The 17946-nt window shown below is 42.5% G+C and carries 13 protein-coding genes; 7 read left to right on the forward strand and 6 right to left on the reverse strand.

Annotated features, from left to right (window positions below; genetic code table 11):
* Positions 1-1788: a M14 family metallopeptidase gene (locus tag EAG18_RS19145; RefSeq protein WP_185745629.1), complete on the reverse strand. Its 1788-nt coding sequence runs from the start codon at positions 1786-1788 to the stop codon at positions 1-3.
* A gap of 126 nt (positions 1789-1914) precedes the next feature.
* On the opposite strand from EAG18_RS19145, the gene EAG18_RS19150 reads away from it, so the two are divergent.
* Complete coding sequence (locus EAG18_RS19150; RefSeq protein ID WP_125253964.1) at positions 1915-2748, forward strand: SDR family oxidoreductase; 834 nt, start codon at positions 1915-1917, stop codon at positions 2746-2748.
* Positions 2749-2843: 95 nt separating this feature from the next.
* Here the strand turns inward: EAG18_RS19150 and rplT are convergent, their stop codons facing one another.
* The 4 genes from rplT to thrS all read right to left on the reverse strand — a co-directional run bounded on the left by rplT (position 2844) and on the right by thrS (position 6130).
* Positions 2844-3203: a 50S ribosomal protein L20 gene (rplT, locus tag EAG18_RS19155; RefSeq protein WP_010376973.1), complete on the reverse strand. Its 360-nt coding sequence runs from the start codon at positions 3201-3203 to the stop codon at positions 2844-2846.
* 15 nt (positions 3204-3218) lie between these two features.
* Positions 3219-3419 carry a 50S ribosomal protein L35 gene (rpmI, locus tag EAG18_RS19160; protein ID WP_010604868.1) on the reverse strand — a complete coding sequence of 67 codons (201 nt, stop codon included), beginning with the start codon at positions 3417-3419 and terminating at the stop codon, positions 3219-3221.
* A gap of 180 nt (positions 3420-3599) precedes the next feature.
* Positions 3600-4163 carry a translation initiation factor IF-3 gene (infC, locus tag EAG18_RS19165; protein ID WP_125253974.1) on the reverse strand — a complete coding sequence of 188 codons (564 nt, stop codon included), beginning with the start codon at positions 4161-4163 and terminating at the stop codon, positions 3600-3602.
* A 56-nt stretch (positions 4164-4219) separates the two neighbouring features.
* Complete coding sequence (gene thrS / locus EAG18_RS19170) at positions 4220-6130, reverse strand: threonine--tRNA ligase (RefSeq protein ID WP_125253965.1); 1911 nt, start codon at positions 6128-6130, stop codon at positions 4220-4222.
* 235 nt (positions 6131-6365) lie between these two features.
* Between thrS and EAG18_RS19175 the strand changes: the two genes are divergently transcribed.
* From EAG18_RS19175 to EAG18_RS19185, 3 genes are all read left to right on the forward strand, one after another.
* The gene (locus tag EAG18_RS19175; RefSeq protein WP_125253966.1) at positions 6366-7355 is read left to right on the forward strand and encodes an endonuclease/exonuclease/phosphatase family protein; all 990 of its coding nucleotides are present in this window, start codon (positions 6366-6368) and stop codon (positions 7353-7355) included.
* Positions 7356-7389: 34 nt separating this feature from the next.
* Positions 7390-7836, forward strand: a complete 447-nt coding sequence (locus tag EAG18_RS19180; protein WP_125253967.1) for a DUF3010 family protein — start codon at positions 7390-7392, stop codon at positions 7834-7836.
* Between the two features lie 370 nt (positions 7837-8206).
* Complete coding sequence (locus EAG18_RS19185) at positions 8207-10051, forward strand: ABC transporter ATP-binding protein (RefSeq protein ID WP_125253968.1); 1845 nt, start codon at positions 8207-8209, stop codon at positions 10049-10051.
* Here the strand turns inward: EAG18_RS19185 and EAG18_RS19190 are convergent.
* Entirely contained in the window at positions 10035-10637 is a 603-nt protein-coding gene (locus EAG18_RS19190) for a TetR/AcrR family transcriptional regulator (protein WP_125253969.1), read from the reverse strand. The two genes, EAG18_RS19185 and EAG18_RS19190, sit on opposite strands and share 17 nt — an antisense overlap.
* Positions 10638-11235: 598 nt before the next feature.
* Here EAG18_RS19190 and EAG18_RS19195 point away from each other — a divergent pair.
* The 3 genes from EAG18_RS19195 (at position 11236) to EAG18_RS19205 (ending at position 17920) form a co-directional block, all read left to right on the forward strand.
* Positions 11236-12411, forward strand: a complete 1176-nt coding sequence (locus EAG18_RS19195; RefSeq protein WP_125253970.1) for an efflux RND transporter periplasmic adaptor subunit — start codon at positions 11236-11238, stop codon at positions 12409-12411.
* A 4-nt stretch (positions 12412-12415) separates the two neighbouring features.
* Positions 12416-15589, forward strand: coding sequence for a multidrug efflux RND transporter permease subunit (locus EAG18_RS19200; protein WP_125253971.1), 3174 nt, complete (start codon positions 12416-12418; stop codon positions 15587-15589).
* A gap of 621 nt (positions 15590-16210) precedes the next feature.
* Positions 16211-17920, forward strand: a complete 1710-nt coding sequence (locus EAG18_RS19205) for an AMP-binding protein (protein WP_125253972.1) — start codon at positions 16211-16213, stop codon at positions 17918-17920.
* The last annotated feature ends 26 nt before the right edge of the window (positions 17921-17946 follow it).

Raw genomic sequence — 17946 nt, forward strand, 5'->3', positions numbered from 1 at the left:
TTAATTTGCTCCAAATGCCATCAAAACAGGGTACTTCAAATAAGCGCTGTCATAAAATGGTGTCCGAGCGTACAGCCACTCCATTCTCGCTTTAGAGTCGTTGGCAAACTTTTTGTCTTCACGAATTTTTTTATCAAATGCTAATGCCATTGCTGGATTTTGTTTTAGCATCTTTCTGGCAAACGGTTCAAGCGCATAATTTTCAACATATTCTGTACGTTGAAAAATCGTATTAAACTCACCCCAAGCAAAGAAAGAGTCCGGGGCTTTAGGGTGCAATAAGTGAGTTGCCAACTCTCCCGAAGGTTGCGCTGTTTCAACTTTATACCAGCCACTTACATCCACTTTTTCTGGCAATACGTTAAAGTTAAATGATGCCTCTACTCTAAAGCGACCTTCAAAAGGCACACTGTCGAATTGATAGTCACTTACCGCAGCCTGGCTGACATTTTCAACTACTGACGATGCTGGCAATTTAATGACTTCAACACCATGAAGCTTTAGCTTTTCAACGACTTCGGGATACGCTGGTGGTATATAAAACTGCTCTGGAACATTAACTATCGTTTTTACTTCTTTTTGCCAATAAATCGGTAATTTCTCATAGTCGACTGGCGTACCAAGGTATTTTGCTTCTACATGCCCAGAAAGTGCACTTTCGAATTGCTTGTATTCGATACCTTTAAATTGAATGAAATCAGGAGTTTTAGCGTAGCTACGCTCAACCACTAATTTTTTGGGCAAAAACTCAGCTTCTTTTTTCACAGCTTCTCGTAATATATCTATATTGTTGGCCAGTCCATCAATGACGCCATCCATAAATACATACGTCCCTAAAACACGCTGTTTATACGGTTTTAAAGAGTGATTTTCCACAAGTATCGTTGGTAGCCCTTTTAAGTCGCCCCAACCATTTGAGAATCTTGGTGTTGCTACCCAACCTGCTAAACCCTGCTTAAAGTCACGCTTGTCCATGACAAACACCAAAGGTCCGGGAATATGCCCCTGTTTGCGAAGTGCTTTATCTATTTCAGGAGAGAGTTGATTTTCCAATACTTGGGCAATTGCTGGAGATTCACTGGCAAAGCTTGGATTAAAACCATAGGTCACATCATACTGGTAATCCGCACCGTCAGTAACATGAACATCAATGTATAGGTCTGGCTTATACTCATTGATCACAGACATGATCGCTCTAATACCAGGAGTATCTAGCTTTGTATAATCACGGTTGAGATTAAGATTTTTACCATTCGTCCTAAATCCCATCACCGCTGGGCCGCGCTGATTAATACGGTTATATTCGCTGCGACGCTCATGACCATCGACATTTAAAATCGGCACAACTAGTAAGTTGACTTTCGCTAAAATGTCGCGACGTTTCCCTGTGGCAATATCACGCAGCAACATAAACATGGCATCTTTACCATCAATTTCACCGGCATGAATACCCGCTTGAACTAAAATAGTCGGTTTATCGCTATTAATGACTTTAGATTTGTCACCACCTTGCTCAGTGGCAACAATCATCTTAATAGCGCGATGACTATCACTAGTACCTATAGTTTCAAGCTTAAACTGTGTTGGATTGGCCGCGACTAGACGGYCAACAAACGCCATTGTATCTTCATAATTTGGGGAATCGGTACCATCACTAAGTTCGAAATCAGTTGTCAATGGGCCTTGTTGTTGTAATAGTTGTTCACTGTTACCCTGCCACTCCATTAGCGGTGGCAAATGACTATTCATACCTAGCATTGCAGTAAGCATAATAATGCTGGAACTCATCATAATTCTCTATTCCTCTGCTTTTATCCGTCAATTATATCAATATTTTATCTATCGGCTTACAATGTGCGGTGATTCAACAAAAATTTGCAGTTAATCGCAGATAACTATCACTTTAGGGAACAAATGAGCGTACAAAAATCAATTTTAATCACTGGTTGTTCTACCGGGATTGGTTATTACTGTGCATTGCAGTTGTCAAAAGCCGGATATCAGGTCATCGCATCAGTCAGAAATGAAAAAGACCTGAATAAGTTTGAAGGCACAGGTATTCATTGCATCGTATTAGATCTAGCTTGTGAGCAAAGTATCAAAGATGGATTTCATCAGGCACTTACAATCGCCAATGGGCAATTGGACGCATTATTTAATAATGGCGCCTACGGTCAACCTGGTGCAGTCGAAGATTTACCTACAGATATATTAAGAAGGCAGTTTGAAGTTAACTTTTTTGGTTGGCACACACTAACATGCTTGGCTGTCGCGCAGATGCGAAAGCAAGGTTCAGGCAGAATAGTTCACAATTCTTCAGTGCTTGGCCTTGTTGCATTACCCTATCGCGGAGCCTATAACGCTAGTAAATTTGCACTGGAAGGGTTAACCGACACATTACGCATGGAGCTCGCCAACACCAATATCCAAGTCAGTTTAATCGAGCCAGGTCCAATCGTATCAAAGTTTAGAGAAAACGCGAAACGCGCATTTTTAACTAACATCAACCATCAACATAGCGCACATCACAACGAGTATCAGGTGCAGCTTAATCGCTTAGGCGCTGAAGACGCACCACAGAAATTTACCTTAGGGCCAGAAGCGGTTTATAAAGCCCTGCATCACGCATTGAGTGCTAAAACTGCGAAACCAAGGTATTACGTAACGTTCCCTACATACTTGATGGGGTATCTAAAACGAATATTGAGCAGTCGCATGCTAGATAAAATATTGATGAAAAACCGTTAAGGACTGAGTAATCTATGAGTATAAAACTAAAAAAGGAGCCAACGGCTCCTTTTTAATACAAGATCTAGTCCTAAGACTAAGTCATGCTCTGCTTATTAAGCAGCTAGACCATCTTTTGCTTTAGCAACTAGTGCTGCGAAAGCTACCTGGTCGTATACTGCGATATCAGCTAGGATCTTACGATCGATTTCAATCGATGACTTTTTAAGGCCATTGATGAAACGGCTGTAAGAAAGACCATTTTGACGTGCAGCTGCGTTGATACGTGCAATCCATAGTTGACGGAAAGTACGTTTCTTAGCACGACGGTCACGGTAAGCATATTGACCAGCTTTTGTTACCGCTTGGAAAGCTACGCGGTAAACGCGTGAACGCGCTCCGTAGTAACCTTTAGCTTGCTTTAATACTTTTTTGTGACGTGCACGTGCAACTACGCCGCGTTTAACTCTTGCCATTTCTGATATCCTCTATTAAGCGAATGGTAACATACGATCGATTAGGCCTAGGTCATTCTTATGAACCATAGACTTAGCACGAAGGTGTAGTTTACGCTTTGAAGACTTCTTAGTCAGAATGTGACGAAGATGCGACTGTTTACGCTTGTAACCGCCTGAAGCAGTCTTTTTGAAGCGCTTTGCAGCACCTCTGTGTGATTTTAGCTTATAAGCCATTTGCAATAACTCCGAATGATATTGCTTAACACTATGTAAGTAGGCGGAGATAAACTCACTTGTAGGCCTAGCTTACTACCTAAAACCGGTGAAGGATCAAGTCCTTACTTTAAAACCGGATAACGCAGGTGGCCGAAGCACTTGAAACCTGCGTTAAATTCGATGCGTATTATGCCGAGATTAAGACTTTTTAGCAATAGGTGCCATCATCATTATCATTTGACGGCCTTCTACTTTCTTCGGGAAAGACTCTACTGAAGCAATCTCTTCCAACTCTGTCTTGATACGATTTAACAGGTCGATACCAATTTCTTGGTGCGCCATCTCACGACCACGGAAGCGAATTGTGACTTTAGCTTTGTCGCCACCTTCCAAAAACTTGCGAAGGCTACGTAGCTTAACTTGGTAATCACCAACATCAGTACCAGGACGGAATTTAACTTCCTTAACCTGAATTTGCTTTTGCTTTTTCTTTTGTTCTTTTTGGATTTTTGCTTTTTCAAAAAGGAACTTACCGTAGTCCATCACTTTACAAACTGGTGGTTCTGCATTTGGGCTGATCTCTACTAGATCTAAGCCTGCTTCATCCGCCATGTTTTGTGCGTCTCTAGTTGAGACAATGCCAGCCTGCTCGCCTTCAGCGTCAATTAAGCGAACCTCTTTCGCTGTAATCTCTTCGTTAATACGATTTTTCTGAGCGTTATTTTGCCCTTTTTTGCCGCCTCTAATGGTACGTTCCTCCAAAAAATTCAAAAGTAGTTGCGCGTACCAGAAAAAGTGAAGTACACGCAAGTTTGTATTTATAGTCGATTTTTAATCTCTTCGCTAACTTTCGCGATGAAATCGTCAATCGAGAATTTACCTAAGTCTTCACCAGTGCGAGTTCGAACAGCAACTTCTTGTTGCTCAACTTCTTTGTCACCCACAACTAACAAATAAGGTATACGTTTTAAAGTATGCTCGCGGATTTTAAAACCAATTTTCTCATTTCTCAAGTCAGCGCAAGCTCTTATTCCAAGTTTATTTAACTTTTGTACAACTTCGTGAACATAATCGGCTTGTTTATCCGTAATATTCATGATCACAACTTGCTTAGGCGCAAGCCAAGTTGGGAATTGACCCGCATATTCTTCTGTTAAAATACCGATAAAGCGCTCTAACGAACCAAGAATTGCACGGTGGATCATAACTGGCGTTTTACGCTCGTTATTTTCCGCGACATAAGTAGCCCCTAAACGCCCTGGTAATGCAAAGTCTAGTTGTACTGTACCACATTGCCATGCACGTTCTAAACAATCATACAAAGTAAACTCAATCTTCGGACCGTAGAATGCACCTTCACCTGGTAAATATTCAAACTCGATGTCGTTTGCTTTCAACGCATCTGCCAATGCAGCCTCTGCTTTATCCCACATCTCATCTTCGCCGATGCGTTTCTCTGGGCGTGTAGATAATTTAACAACGATCTTTTCAAAGCCAAAAGTTGAGTAAGTATCATATACCATTTTGATACAAGCTGATACTTCGTCCATGATCTGTTCTTCTGTACAGAATACGTGCGCATCGTCTTGTGTAAATCCACGAACACGCATCAAACCATGTAGTGCACCCGACGGCTCATTACGGTGACAACAACCAAACTCAGCCATACGCAGTGGTAGATCACGGTAAGATTTTAAGCCTTGGTTGAAGATTTGAACGTGGCCTGGGCAGTTCATCGGCTTAATAGCATATTCACGCTTTTCAGACTCCGTAGTGAACATCGCATCTGAATACTTGTCCCAGTGACCCGACTTTTCCCACAAACCACGATCCATCATCAGTGGACCTTTTACTTCTTCGTACTGGTACTCGCGTAACTTTTCGCGTACAAAGTCTTCAAGCTCACGGTAAATGCTCCAGCCATCATTATGCCAAAACACCATACCTGGTGCTTCTTCTTGCCAGTGCCATAAATCAAGTGCTTTACCAATTTTACGGTGGTCGCGCTTTTCAGCTTCTTCTAAACGCTTAAGGTAGGCTTTTAATTGCTTTTTATCTGCCCATGCAGTGCCGTAAATACGTTGCAACATTTTGTTTTCTGAGTTGCCACGCCAGTATGCGCCTGCCACCTTCATAATCTTGAAGTGATGACAGAATTTCATATTTGGTACGTGAGGACCACGACACATATCAACATATTCTTCGTGGTGGTATAAACCTGGCCTATCATCTTTAGCGATATTCTCGTCTAAGATTTCCATCTTGTAGGTTTCACCACGTGCTTCGAATGCGTCGCGGGCTTCTTGCCAGCTTACCTTTTTCTTCACTACATCGTAGTTGGTCTTAGCAAGTTCCAACATACGCTTTTCAATCGCTTCAAGGTCTTCTTGCGTCAATGAGTGGTCAAGATCAACATCGTAGTAAAAGCCATTGTCGATAGTCGGACCGATCGCCATTTTTGCTCCAGGGAACAATTGCTTAACTGCGTGACCAATTAAGTGCGCGCAAGAGTGGCGAATAATCTCAAGGCCATCGTCGTCTTTAGCGGTGATAATCTCAAGCGCAGCATCATTTTCAATGATGTCACACGCATCAACACGCACACCATTGACGCGACCAGCGATAGTTGCTTTTGCAAGTCCTGGACCGATGTCTTGAGCGACGTCTAGAGTAGTTACTGGGTTTTCAAAAATACGCTGACTGCCGTCAGGGAGAGTAATAACTGGCATGATAAATCCTATTTACAGTGGTGACACCTACAATGCGCCACATGTATTTAATTAATTTTAAATGTAAAGTGTGCCTATCAACGCTTTTACGAATAAGCATTGTCTTGCGCGACTTATCGCGGCTCATTCAAGGTCTTTCGTATGAGAGACACTATTCTCGCGTGTAACTTGGCTAAGTGCAAGCCTAGGGCTAAAATTAATCTATTAATTTACAAAAACTATTTCGGGATACTCTGTGGCCAAAAAGCGATATCGATTTGCAACCTTTAATCTATTGAATTTTGCAGCACCACCTTTTTCGTTTTATCAACTTCATGAGCATTATAACGACACGCAATGGCAAACTAAGACCCAGTTCATCACTGGTCTTATTCAACATATCAATCCTGATGTGATTGTATTTCAAGAAGTGTTCACCCCCGACGCATTACAGATAATTTGTGAAGATTTAGGGTTAGTTCACTTCGCCACGGTAGACTCACCCAGTCCAGACCACGTTTACCCAAATGTTCTATTTAAACCTGTCGTCGCTATCGCCTCTAAGTTACCTATAAAGTCTTTCGCTCCGCTTGAGCCTTGCCCTGAATTACTTGAATACCTAAATAACCAACATCAGTTCAAGTTCAACCGTACGCCAATAAAATGTAAATTTGATATTCCTGGATTTGGGTTACTCGCATGTTATGCCATACATCTAAAGTCACAACGTGTTCACTCCATGGCGCACATGTTGGGAGAATCACATCAGGATGACCCACTATTAACGCTATTACATGAAACTGTAGGCACCATGCAATCGCAAATATCTCGGTCACTAGAAGCCTCTATTATTTATTACGATGCCTTGAAAACACAACGCGAAAAACAGGCAGCCACATTAGTAATGGGAGATTTTAATGATGCGTTAGAAAACCCTGCCCTGTCTTTTATGACTCAAGCTTTTCCGCCGTTGGCAAATAGCAGTTTTGATAGCGTTGGATTATTTGACAGTTTTTTTTACGCTGATAACAGCAACGGCAAAAAACCGCCTAGCCACTACTATCGCGGGGAAGGCAATGTGCTGGACTACATTTTATGCTCCAAAGAGTTTAATCCCAATCGCGCGGAACAAAAAGTGACCTCGCTGAACTACTATAGTTATGATGCTCACCTAGATCCGAGGCGTATAGATGAAGATATTTGTTATTCTGACCATGCAGCAATAGCAATAGAAATAACACTGTGAGATAATTCAATTTTTGCATAATCTGGACACGAAAATGAGAACACTTGGGGTTGAAATTYCTGGCAGCGAAGCGCTTCTTTGTTTGCTAACTAAAGAAGATGATGTTTTTGATATCAGAGATATTCGTCAGCGACGCTTTACTTTGGGCAACCAAGGAGCTGACCTTGAGGAAATGCGCAAATTTCAATTCGACTTTGCAAAACTAATACAAGATTATGGCGTAGACTCTGTTGCCATTCGCCAGCGTCCGCACAAAGGTAAATTTGCAGGTAGCGCCGCAGGGTTTAAGATGGAAGCCGCTATCCAACTTATCTCTGATGTAGATGTGCAACTCCTCGCTGGAAACGAAGTAAAAGAGCAACTAAAAAGAAACCCTATTCCTGTGGACTTTGAAGATACTGGATTAAAAAAGTTCCAAGAGCAGGCTTTTACTAATGCATACGTTTATATCCTTCGTAAAACATACGCAAAAGATGAATAGCTAAAACGATAAAGGTCAGTACGCTGACCTTTGTACCCTACTGCGTTACCAACATTTCTCGACAGACCAGACACTTTCATTGCAACTCTCTTCCTAATTAATTCAAGATAGTTAAATTCTTTGCTTTACTGCTAAATAGCATTTTTAGGACACTTGTAATAATGAATGCTTGCAACTCAACGGAGTCATAGCAATTTGCTTCACACACTAACCGGTTTTGAGTTTGTAACACGATAAGTCAACTAGCTCCTTGTCCCAATATCAAATGAATAAATCACAAGCTATTTGTGCAAATTTAGCACCAATCTGTGACTCGCGCATGGCGCACTATCAAGGTAGACTAGCTACTGAACAAATTTAGGGATTATTCATGTATCGAGTTTTTGAACGCTTTACCAACCCATTTCCAGAACAAGAGGTCGGTCAGCCGCCACAAGGTTTACTGGCATTTTGTCGTTTTTATACCCAAGGTATGGGATGGCCGCTTTTCTTTATGTCACTTAGTGCTGCGATATTAGCAGTGTTGGAGGTTACACTCTTTGGTTTTATGGGTGACTTAGTTGATTGGTTATCCAGTTATACGCCAGAAACGTTATTCGCTGAAAAACAAACCGAATTGATCAGAATGTCTTTGGTCACCTTAGTTGCTTTACCGTTGATCGTTTTCTTCCATAGCGCAATTTTGCACCAAAGTTTACTGGGTAATTACCCGATGGCGATCCGCTGGCAAGCACACCGCTATTTGCTAAAGCAGTCCATGACATTTTACCAAGACGAGTTTGCTGGGCGTATTGCAACTAAAGTAATGCAAACAGCACTAGCTGTGCGAGAGTCCGTCATGAAGCTACTTGATGTACTGGTATACATATTGGTTTATTTCACCGCTATGCTTGCGCTCGTTGCCAGTAGTGATATGCGTTTGATGATCCCACTTATAGTATGGCTTGGATGCTATATAGGCTTTCAGTTCTATTTTGTACCTAAGCTAAAACAAGTCTCTAGCGAACAAGCTGATGCACGCTCAGAAATGACAGGCCGAATTGTTGACAGCTACACCAACATCTCGACAGTCAAGCTATTTTCTTACACTAAACGTGAGGAAGAGTATGCCAAAGATAGTATGGATGTATTCATCCAGCCTGTTTATAAACAAATGCGTTTAGCAACTAGCCTTAATGTAAGTATTCAGACGTTAAACTACCTTCTCGTTTTTTCGGTTGCTGCGTTGTCTATTTATCTTTGGTCTTTTAATGCCATTAGCGCTGGTGCAATTGCCATAACTGTTGGCCTGGCGCTGCGGTTAAACGGCATGGCACAGTGGATAATGTGGGAAATTAGCGGCCTATTTGAAAATATAGGTACCGTTGCAGATGGCATGAATACTCTCTCTAGACCACTTGAGATTGTCGATCAAAAGACCGCTGCACCATTGGCTTTTAAAGCAGGAAAAATAGATTTTTGTAACACAACTTTTGCTTATAAACGAAAAGATGCTGCACGTCAGCATAATGTTATTGAAAATCTTAACCTCAATATTAAACCTGGGGAAAAAATAGGTGTTGTTGGACGCTCAGGTGCTGGTAAGTCTACACTCGTCAACCTATTACTAAGATTTTATGATATTGATAATGGTAGCATTAACATTGACGATCAGAATATCGCAGAGGTTAAGCAAGAGAGTTTGAGGCGTTATATCGCCATGGTGACACAAGATACGTCACTGTTGCACCGCAGCGTGCGAGACAATATTCTTTACGGTCGCCCAGATGCCTCAGAAGCAGAATTAATTGCAGCAACAAAAGAAGCTCAAGCGTACGACTTTATTCAAGATTTAGAAGATAGTCATGGTAATACAGGTTTTGATGCTCAAGTCGGTGAACGTGGCGTCAAATTATCAGGCGGCCAGAGGCAGCGCATCGCAATTGCCAGAGTGTTGTTAAAAAATGCGCCTATTTTGATATTAGATGAAGCAACATCGGCTTTAGACTCAGAGGTTGAACAGGCAATTCAAGAAAGCTTAGATGCACTGATGGAAGGCAAAACCGTAATCGCCATAGCTCATCGTCTTTCCACCATAGCGCAAATGGATAGATTAATCGTAATGGACGAAGGTAGGATTGTTGAAGAAGGCAGCCATCAGTCCTTGCTAGCCTTGGGTGGTATTTATGCCAAACTTTGGTCCCACCAAACCGGCGGCTTTATTGGCGTTGAGTAACACCGTTACAAAATAGTGCCACTGCCTTCTCAACTAATTTGTCAAGCTCTGCTTCAGGAAGTGGAGCTTGCCATTTAATCGCCCGCTCCCAGTACCCAAGTTTTTTAAGCGCTCCCCAGAAGTACGCGGCCGCAAGATCTGCATCAAAGTCCCCCAAACAGCCTGCATTTGCTGCGTCCTCAAACCACTGGATCATTTCAGCTTCACAATGGCTAAATTTGCCATTCAAATTCTGAGCTTGTTCAAAGCTGCGCATAGATTCAATCATCACAATTCGTGATAAGCGCATGTAATCTTCATCATTTAACAACGTCATCGCGCTTTTTGCGAGGTGCTGTAGTTGTACAGAAAAATCATAATTTGGAATAAACTGTATTGCTGTAATAGGTTTTATCCGTTCAATCAACAATTCAACAACAGCATCAAACAATTCATCTTTTGTTGAGTAATGTTTATATAGTGTACGTTTGGATACTTCAGCTGATTGGCTGATTGACTCCATCGTGGTTGCTTGTAAACCTTTTTGCGCAAATTCTTCAATCGCTGCGCATAAAATTGACTGCTGTTTTGGTGAAAGTTGCGTCATCTACTTATTCTGTCTTTAATTAATAGTGGGAAAAGCGAGCCATCTACATAACCTAACGTTTGGATAAGCAAAAGGTCATCACTTAGGATGCCAGTATCTCATGGTTTATTTTATTAGCCTGTGCATTTTTGACTACTGAATTTTACGAATTATCAATACCAGATAAAACGTAAATGGTAACAGTTGACCTAAAAACTCGCTCAAGCACCGCCCACACCAATGGGCAAAGGTTATTTAGCTGCTAAATCACATGGTAAGTTGTATACCAAGTAAGGCTGATATAAGCCCTCTTCGTAATAAATCAACATTCCCTTTATTTTAATCAATAAAGCCGTTAATAAAAAGTACACATGATCGTATACCTAAACAAAAGAAAAGTACACGGAGTCGTTTACCTTTTATTTCTTTAAGTATACACTAGCGTTTACTTGCTTAATTGTCGATCAAAGTGCCTTAACTTTGGTGTGGTTGAGACATGAAATTGCGTCAGCTGCTTATGCACTTATAGGCAACTGTTTGTTATTAAAGGCAAATTGCAAGATATTCCCAGTAAACCCGCTGGGCAGCATAAAATGATAATATAGGAATTGGAGTGTTCATGTATCCAACATCAATACGTAGTCGTGCAAAACACCTATCTTTTTTAATGCTCACGCTTGGCGCTTTGTCTGCGTGTTCAGAAGCACCTAAACAAGGAGGTGGTCATGCAATGCCTCCTGCAAAAGTGAGCGTGCAACAAGTTACCACCCAGTCGGTTCCATTTGATATCGAGTTACCTGCAACACTTGCTGGTGATAAGGAAGTAGAGATCCGTTCTCGGGTGTCAGGGATTATCGAGTCAAGAAATTTTGAAGAAGGCCAGTTTGTAAAATCTGGACAATCGCTATTTACCATTGAGCTTAAACCTTTTGAATTAGCCGTAGAAAAAGCAAAAGCAGCACTGCAAGCAGCAAAAGCAAACGTAGAGCAAACTAAACGCGAACGTGACAGACTTGAGCGACTAAAAAACGAGCGTTCAGTATCCAAACGCGACTTTGATAACTCTGTTTCAGCATATGATGTTGCGATTGCAAACCTTGAGTCAGCCAAAGTGGCATTAAAGGAAGCTGAGCTAGACTTAGAATACGCAAAAGTTGAAGCGCCGGTTTCTGGTATTGTAGGTCGAGAACTGATGTCTGAGGGCAGTTATGTTTCAGGACCTAGCGTATTGTTAACAGAACTAACTGATACTAGCACTATCCGCGCTCGTTTTGGTTTTTCAGAGCGTGAGCAGTTAGCGATGCGAAAAGACGTGGAAAGTGGCTTGTTGTCTTTACCAGAGCACAATGAGTTTGATACCACAATTATTCTTCAAGATGGGTCGTTATACGCTCAAGTGGGCAAAGTAAACTTTAGCGATGTTCGCGTAAATCGCTTTACTGGCACCAGTGAACTGCAAGCCCGTATCCCAAACGAAAACGGTGAACTAAGACCGGGGCAATTTGTACGAGTCAAGTTATCTGGAGCCGTGCGAAACAATGCGATTGTGTTGCCACAACGAGCCGTATTGGATAACGGCACAGGTAAGTTTGTATACATTGCAACTAAGAACGAACAAGCTACGACCGTTGCCCTACCCGCACCAGTTAAAGTTGGCGAATGGGTTAAACTTAACAACGAAAATATGTGGGTGATCCGTGAGGGTCTGCAAACAGGTCAACCTGTGATTGTCGAGGGGATGGCTAGAATTTTCTTCCCCGGTATGCCGGTCTCTGTGAGCGAGCAAGGAGAATAACCTGATGTTCTCCAAATATTTCATAAATAGGCCTATTTTCGCCTTTGTTATTTCAATTGTGATAGTACTGGCAGGTCTGGCAGCAATGCGTAGCTTACCAGTCGCTCAGTACCCTGAAATTGCCCCACCTCAAGTCGAGGTTCGAGCAGTGTACCCTGGAGCCTCCGCTGATGTGTTAGAGCAAACTGTCGCGACCCCTATCGAAAATGCCATAACGGGTGTCGAGGGCATGATGTATATGACATCGACAAGCACCAACTCTGGCGTCACAACAATAGCGGTGACATTCGAGATTGGCACAGATGTCGACCAGGCTGCGGTAGACGTAAACAATCGTGTAAAGCAGGTTGAAGCTCGACTACCTGAAGAAACGAGACGTCAAGGCGTGGTTGTTCAAAAAACCTCTTCTAACTTCTTACAGGTTCATGCGTTTTATTCGCCAGATGGAACTCGAGATAGTCTTTGGACGTCAAACTACGTAACGATGAATATCCTCGACCGTGTTAAGCGAATTCCTGGAACGACTAACGTACAGATCTTTGGTGCTAAAGATTATGCCATGCGTATTTGGTTGCGCCCAGATATTATGAGTCAGCTTGAAGTTACAGCGGATGAAGTTGCCAGTGTAATTAGAGAGCAAAACTCTCAGTACGCGGCAGGTAGTATCGGTGCAACTCCAACCTCTCAAGACGCGCAGTCTTTGGTATACAGTGTTACCGCAAAAGGTCGCTTATCTACCGCAGAAGAGTTCGAGAATATCATTGTTCGTGCAAACCCTGACGGCTCAACACTTCGCCTTAAAGATGTTGCACGCGTGGAACTAGGCTCAAAAGACTATAACTTCCAAGGTACTATCAACGCTAAAGAGGCCGTATTACTCGGTGTGTTCTTACAACCAGGTGCAAACGCACTGGATGTAGCAAAGGCTGTAGAAGCGGAAATTGAACAGATCAAACCTCAATTCCCTACAGGTCTTGCTCACGTCAATTCTTATGACACCACTAGATTTGTAGAAGTTTCAATTCGAGAGGTGTTAAAAACCCTTGGTGAAGCAATGATCTTGGTATTCTTAGTGGTCTACCTATTCTTGCAAAACTGGCGTGCAACGCTAATTCCAACACTTGCGGTACCAGTATCTTTACTTGGCACATTTGCTGGTCTTTATATGCTCGGTTATTCAATTAACACATTAACCCTGTTTGGCATGGTACTGTCTATTGGTATTGTGGTAGACGATGCCATCGTAGTACTTGAAAACGTTGAGCGTATTATGCACGAGCAGGGCTTACAGGCTAGAGAGGCTGCGGTTAAAGCCATGCAGGAAGTAAGTGGCCCTGTCGTTGCGATTGTGCTGGTGCTATGTTCAGTGTTTGTACCTATCGCCTTTTTAGGTGGCTTAACAGGTGAACTATTCCGCCAATTTGCGATCACGATTTCGATCTCGGTTAGCTTGTCTGGTGTGGTTGCACTGACGATGACGCCTGCACTTTGTGTGTTGCTGCTAAAGCACGAGCACAAACAAGATGCCAAGTTCTTCCTGTGGTTCAATGACTGGTTCCATCGTGTAACCGGACGCTATGTTGGTGCGGTTAGCTTTATGGTTCGCCGTGGTTTTGTTGGCCTAACATTGATGGCAGCCATGATTGGTGCAACGGTATTTTTGTGGCAAAAAACACCAAGCTCTTTAGTACCTGACGAAGATCAAGGTTACTACATGATTGCTGTATTTTTACCTGATGGCTCTTCACTAGAGCGCACCGCTAAAGTAGCCAATGAAGTCATCGCAGCGGCTAAATCAAACCCAGCTAACGAAAACGTTGTGGCGTTTACGGGAATGGACTTCATCGGCGGAGGTTTCAAAAATAGCGCCGCGACGATGTTTGTGACACAAACACATTGGGATGAGCGAGATGTGTCAGCGAAAGAACTTGTTGGTGAGCTATTTATGAAGACCGCACACATCAACGAAGCATTGGTACTTGCTTTTAACCCGCCTCCTATCTTTGGATTGGGTACTACAGGTGGGTTTGAAGTCTTCTTGCAAAATAAAGGCGGCTCTGATCCTGCTAAATTGAAGCAAGGCATGCAGATGATCATGGCTGAAGCCCAGAAGAGTCCAATCCTTACAGGTATTCAAACGCTATGGCGTCCTGATGCGCCGCAGTTGAAAGTGCATATGGATCGTGAACAAGCCCGTGCCATGGGAGTTAATATCAATTCAGCGTTTAACGCTCTGGCAGCTAATTTGGGTAATTACTACGTTAACGATTTCAATAAGTTTGGTCGTGCATGGCAAGTAATTATGTCTGCAGAAGCCGAGTTTAGAATGACACCGGAAGATGTTGGACGCATATATGTGAAAAACAACCGTGGCGAAATGGTTCCTATCTCTGCCTTTACAGATATTGAATACAGCCGAGGTCCTGAAACCATGAACCGTTATAATAATTTATCAGCGGTGAAGTTAATGGGTGAAGCCGCGCCAGGTTACAGTTCAGGACAAGCTATTGCTGAATTTGAGCGTATCGCTAATGCAGTACTCCCCCCAGATATGACTTACGAATGGACAGGCTCTGCGTTTCAAGAGAAGCAAAACTCTGGTACCACTGGTATTGCGCTAGGTATGGCTGTGATCATGGTATTTTTGATCCTCGCAGCACTTTATGAGCGTTGGTCATTACCGGTCTCTGTGATGCTAGCACTACCATTTGGCACCTTTGGCGCACTAGTATCGATTTGGATTGCAGGACTCACCAACGATGTCTACTTCCAAATTGGTTTGGTGACGCTACTTGGCCTTGCCAGTAAAAATGCTATCTTGATCGTTGAATACGCATTGATGAAATATCAAGAAGGATGGAGTCCTGCCACTGCAGCACTAGAAGCCGCTAGACTACGTTTTAGACCCATCATTATGACTTCACTTGCGTTTATCCTTGGTGTTGTTCCTTTGGTGATGAGCTCAGGCGCAGGTGCAGGAGCAAGACACAGTGTTGGCACAGGGGTTATGGGTGGGATGCTCTCTGCGACTTTCCTCGCGGTATTTTTCTTACCATTATTCTTCTATTGGCTAATGGCAAGGCGACTATCAGAAAAACGCTCCAAACAAGCGCTTTCAGATGAGATTGCTAAACACCACAAAGAAGAGCATGTAGAAACAGATGAAGGGCTGGTGTAACCCGCCTTAATCGCAAGCCAAAGTAAAACGCCTGAATTTCTCAGGCGTTTTTTTATCCTAAGCAATCTGAGCTTCGGATAATTATACCAATCTGCTTAATTAAGCGGTYTATTTTGGGGCGAGAAAATCTTGTCGATAACTCCGCTACCGCGTCCTGCAATCGCCAAGGTACCTACATCCGTGTAGGCAAGGCAAAAATTTTGCTATTTAGTTGTTCTAAATGAGAAATTTTTAACGCTGTTAGCGTCAGATTTACTCCTTCAAATTGAGCAAGTATTAAGTCAAATTAATGGATTAATACCAATTATCTTAATCAAGAGCCCTATTTTGGGGCGAGAAAATCTTGTCGATAACTCCGCTACCTCGCCCTGTTATGCCCAAACCTCTCAGACTAGACAAGGAAAAACTAAGTTACGCTTTAGCAACAATGAGTTGGAATATTCCTTATCCAAACCTCTGGTTAAATAACAAGCTTATTATTATTTTACTCCCATGCTTTATTACTATCCATTAGTCGTAAATTCATGCTTTTCATCCAATTAAACTTGATTTTGTCGACAATTACGTTATCACTGAATGTACATAACGATAATAATTACCGATCAACAGCAAGGACAAGTCATGACTACAGAGAGTAAAGAATTAGATAACTATAAGCTTACAAAAAGTTACTTTACAGGATCTCAAAAAACACCATTAACCAATCTGACGATAGGACAGTACTTCGACAGCATTGTCGACAATCATTCACAAAGAGAAGCGATTGTTGTTTCTCATCAATCAATTCGTCTGACTTACCGCCAGTATCTCGATAAAATCAATCAATTGGCCGCAAGCCTATTGGCAGTTGGCATACAACCTGGAGATAGAGTTGGTATTTGGTCTCCCAATAACCTTGAATGGAGCTTGGTACAATTTGCAACAGCCAAAATTGGTGCCATTATGGTTTGCATAAACCCCGCCTATCGACCAAGTGAGCTTGAGTATGTACTCAATAATGTAGAATGCAAGATGCTAGTGATGGCAAAATCGTTTAAGCATAGCCATTATGTCGATATGATAAGAGAGCTAGCACCAGAATCTTATGACTGTATGTTTGGTGAGCTAACCTCCAAACGTCTTCCATCTTTGAAACAAATTGTACTGATTGATGAGGATAGTGAACCTGGGTTCATGAATTTTTCAGCTCTGCTAGAGATGGCAAATGAGGCCCACTATTTAGAAGCAAGCGCAATCGCAGCCAACTTAAATGCAGATCAGGCAATCAATATTCAGTTTACTTCTGGCACCACAGGAAACCCAAAAGGCGCTACACTGACACATCGAAACATTCTTAATAATGGACTACTGGTTGCCAATGCCATGAAACTCACAGAGCAAGATAAGCTTTGCATTCCTGTCCCACTTTATCATTGCTTTGGCATGGTACTTGGCAACTTAGTATGTTTAAGTAAAGGCGCTTGCGCTGTATTTCCAAACGATAGCTTCGACCCGTTAAAAACACTTCAGGTTGTCGATCAGGAGCAGTGTACTGCGCTTCATGGTGTACCAACGATGTTTATTGCTCAATTAGAGCATCCTAATTTTAGCGAATTCAATTTGTCCTCGCTGCGCACAGGCGTGATGGCAGGCTCAACTTGCCCTGAAAAAGTAATGCGCCAAGTACAAACACAAATGCACATGACTGATGTGCTAATTGGCTATGGCCAAACTGAGTGTAGCCCCATTAATAACATTACCGAGATTGACTCTCCCATCGACAAGCGCGTCCAAACTGTCGGTCGGGCCATGCCGCACACCGAAGTTAAAATTATTGATGAACTTGGACATATCGCCCCCATTGGGACGCCCGGAGAAGTATGTGCGAGAGGTTACTGTGTAATGCAAGAATATTGGCAAGACCCTGAAAAAACAGCTGCGACCATTGATGCTGATGGCTGGCTACATTCCGGCGATTTAGCGGTAATGGATGAGCAAGGGTTTGTGAGTATTGTCGGCCGTATTAAAGATATGATTATTCGCGGCGGCGAAAATATCTACCCTCGCGAAATTGAAGAGGTAATGTATCACCACCCAGACATTCAGGATGCCGCAGTATTTGGTATTCAAGATGACAGGTATGGTGAAGAGGTATGCGCCTGGGTGCAACTCAAGCCCGGCCACTACATTTCTGAAGATAATATTCGTGAATTTTTAAAAGAAAAGCTCGCTTACTTTAAAATACCAAAACATATTAGATTGGTAGATGCTTATCCCATGACTGTAACAGGGAAACTACAGAAATTTAAAATGCGAGATCAGATGGAGCAAGAGCTACACCAAACCGCATAGTCAAAGCGTGAAATAATCAACACCGC

Source organism: Pseudoalteromonas sp. J010 (genome assembly GCF_003934235.1).
Taxonomy (GTDB): Bacteria; Pseudomonadota; Gammaproteobacteria; order Enterobacterales; family Alteromonadaceae; genus Pseudoalteromonas; species Pseudoalteromonas peptidolytica.

What these genes read in the sequence shown, in the direction of transcription:
- rplT (WP_010376973.1), bottom strand. Translation starts at nt 3,203, where the DNA reads ATGGCAAGAGTTAAACGCGGCGTAGTTGCACGTGCACGTCACAAAAAA.
- rpmI (WP_010604868.1), bottom strand. Translation starts at nt 3,419, where the DNA reads ATGGCTTATAAGCTAAAATCACACAGAGGTGCTGCAAAGCGCTTCAAA.
- EAG18_RS19150 (WP_125253964.1), top strand. Translation starts at nt 1,915, where the DNA reads ATGAGCGTACAAAAATCAATTTTAATCACTGGTTGTTCTACCGGGATT.
- EAG18_RS19185 (WP_125253968.1), top strand. Translation starts at nt 8,207, where the DNA reads ATGTATCGAGTTTTTGAACGCTTTACCAACCCATTTCCAGAACAAGAG.
- EAG18_RS19200 (WP_125253971.1), top strand. Translation starts at nt 12,416, where the DNA reads ATGTTCTCCAAATATTTCATAAATAGGCCTATTTTCGCCTTTGTTATT.
- EAG18_RS19195 (WP_125253970.1), top strand. Translation starts at nt 11,236, where the DNA reads ATGTATCCAACATCAATACGTAGTCGTGCAAAACACCTATCTTTTTTA.
- EAG18_RS19205 (WP_125253972.1), top strand. Translation starts at nt 16,211, where the DNA reads ATGACTACAGAGAGTAAAGAATTAGATAACTATAAGCTTACAAAAAGT.
- EAG18_RS19190 (WP_125253969.1), bottom strand. Translation starts at nt 10,637, where the DNA reads ATGACGCAACTTTCACCAAAACAGCAGTCAATTTTATGCGCAGCGATT.
- thrS (WP_125253965.1), bottom strand. Translation starts at nt 6,130, where the DNA reads ATGCCAGTTATTACTCTCCCTGACGGCAGTCAGCGTATTTTTGAAAAC.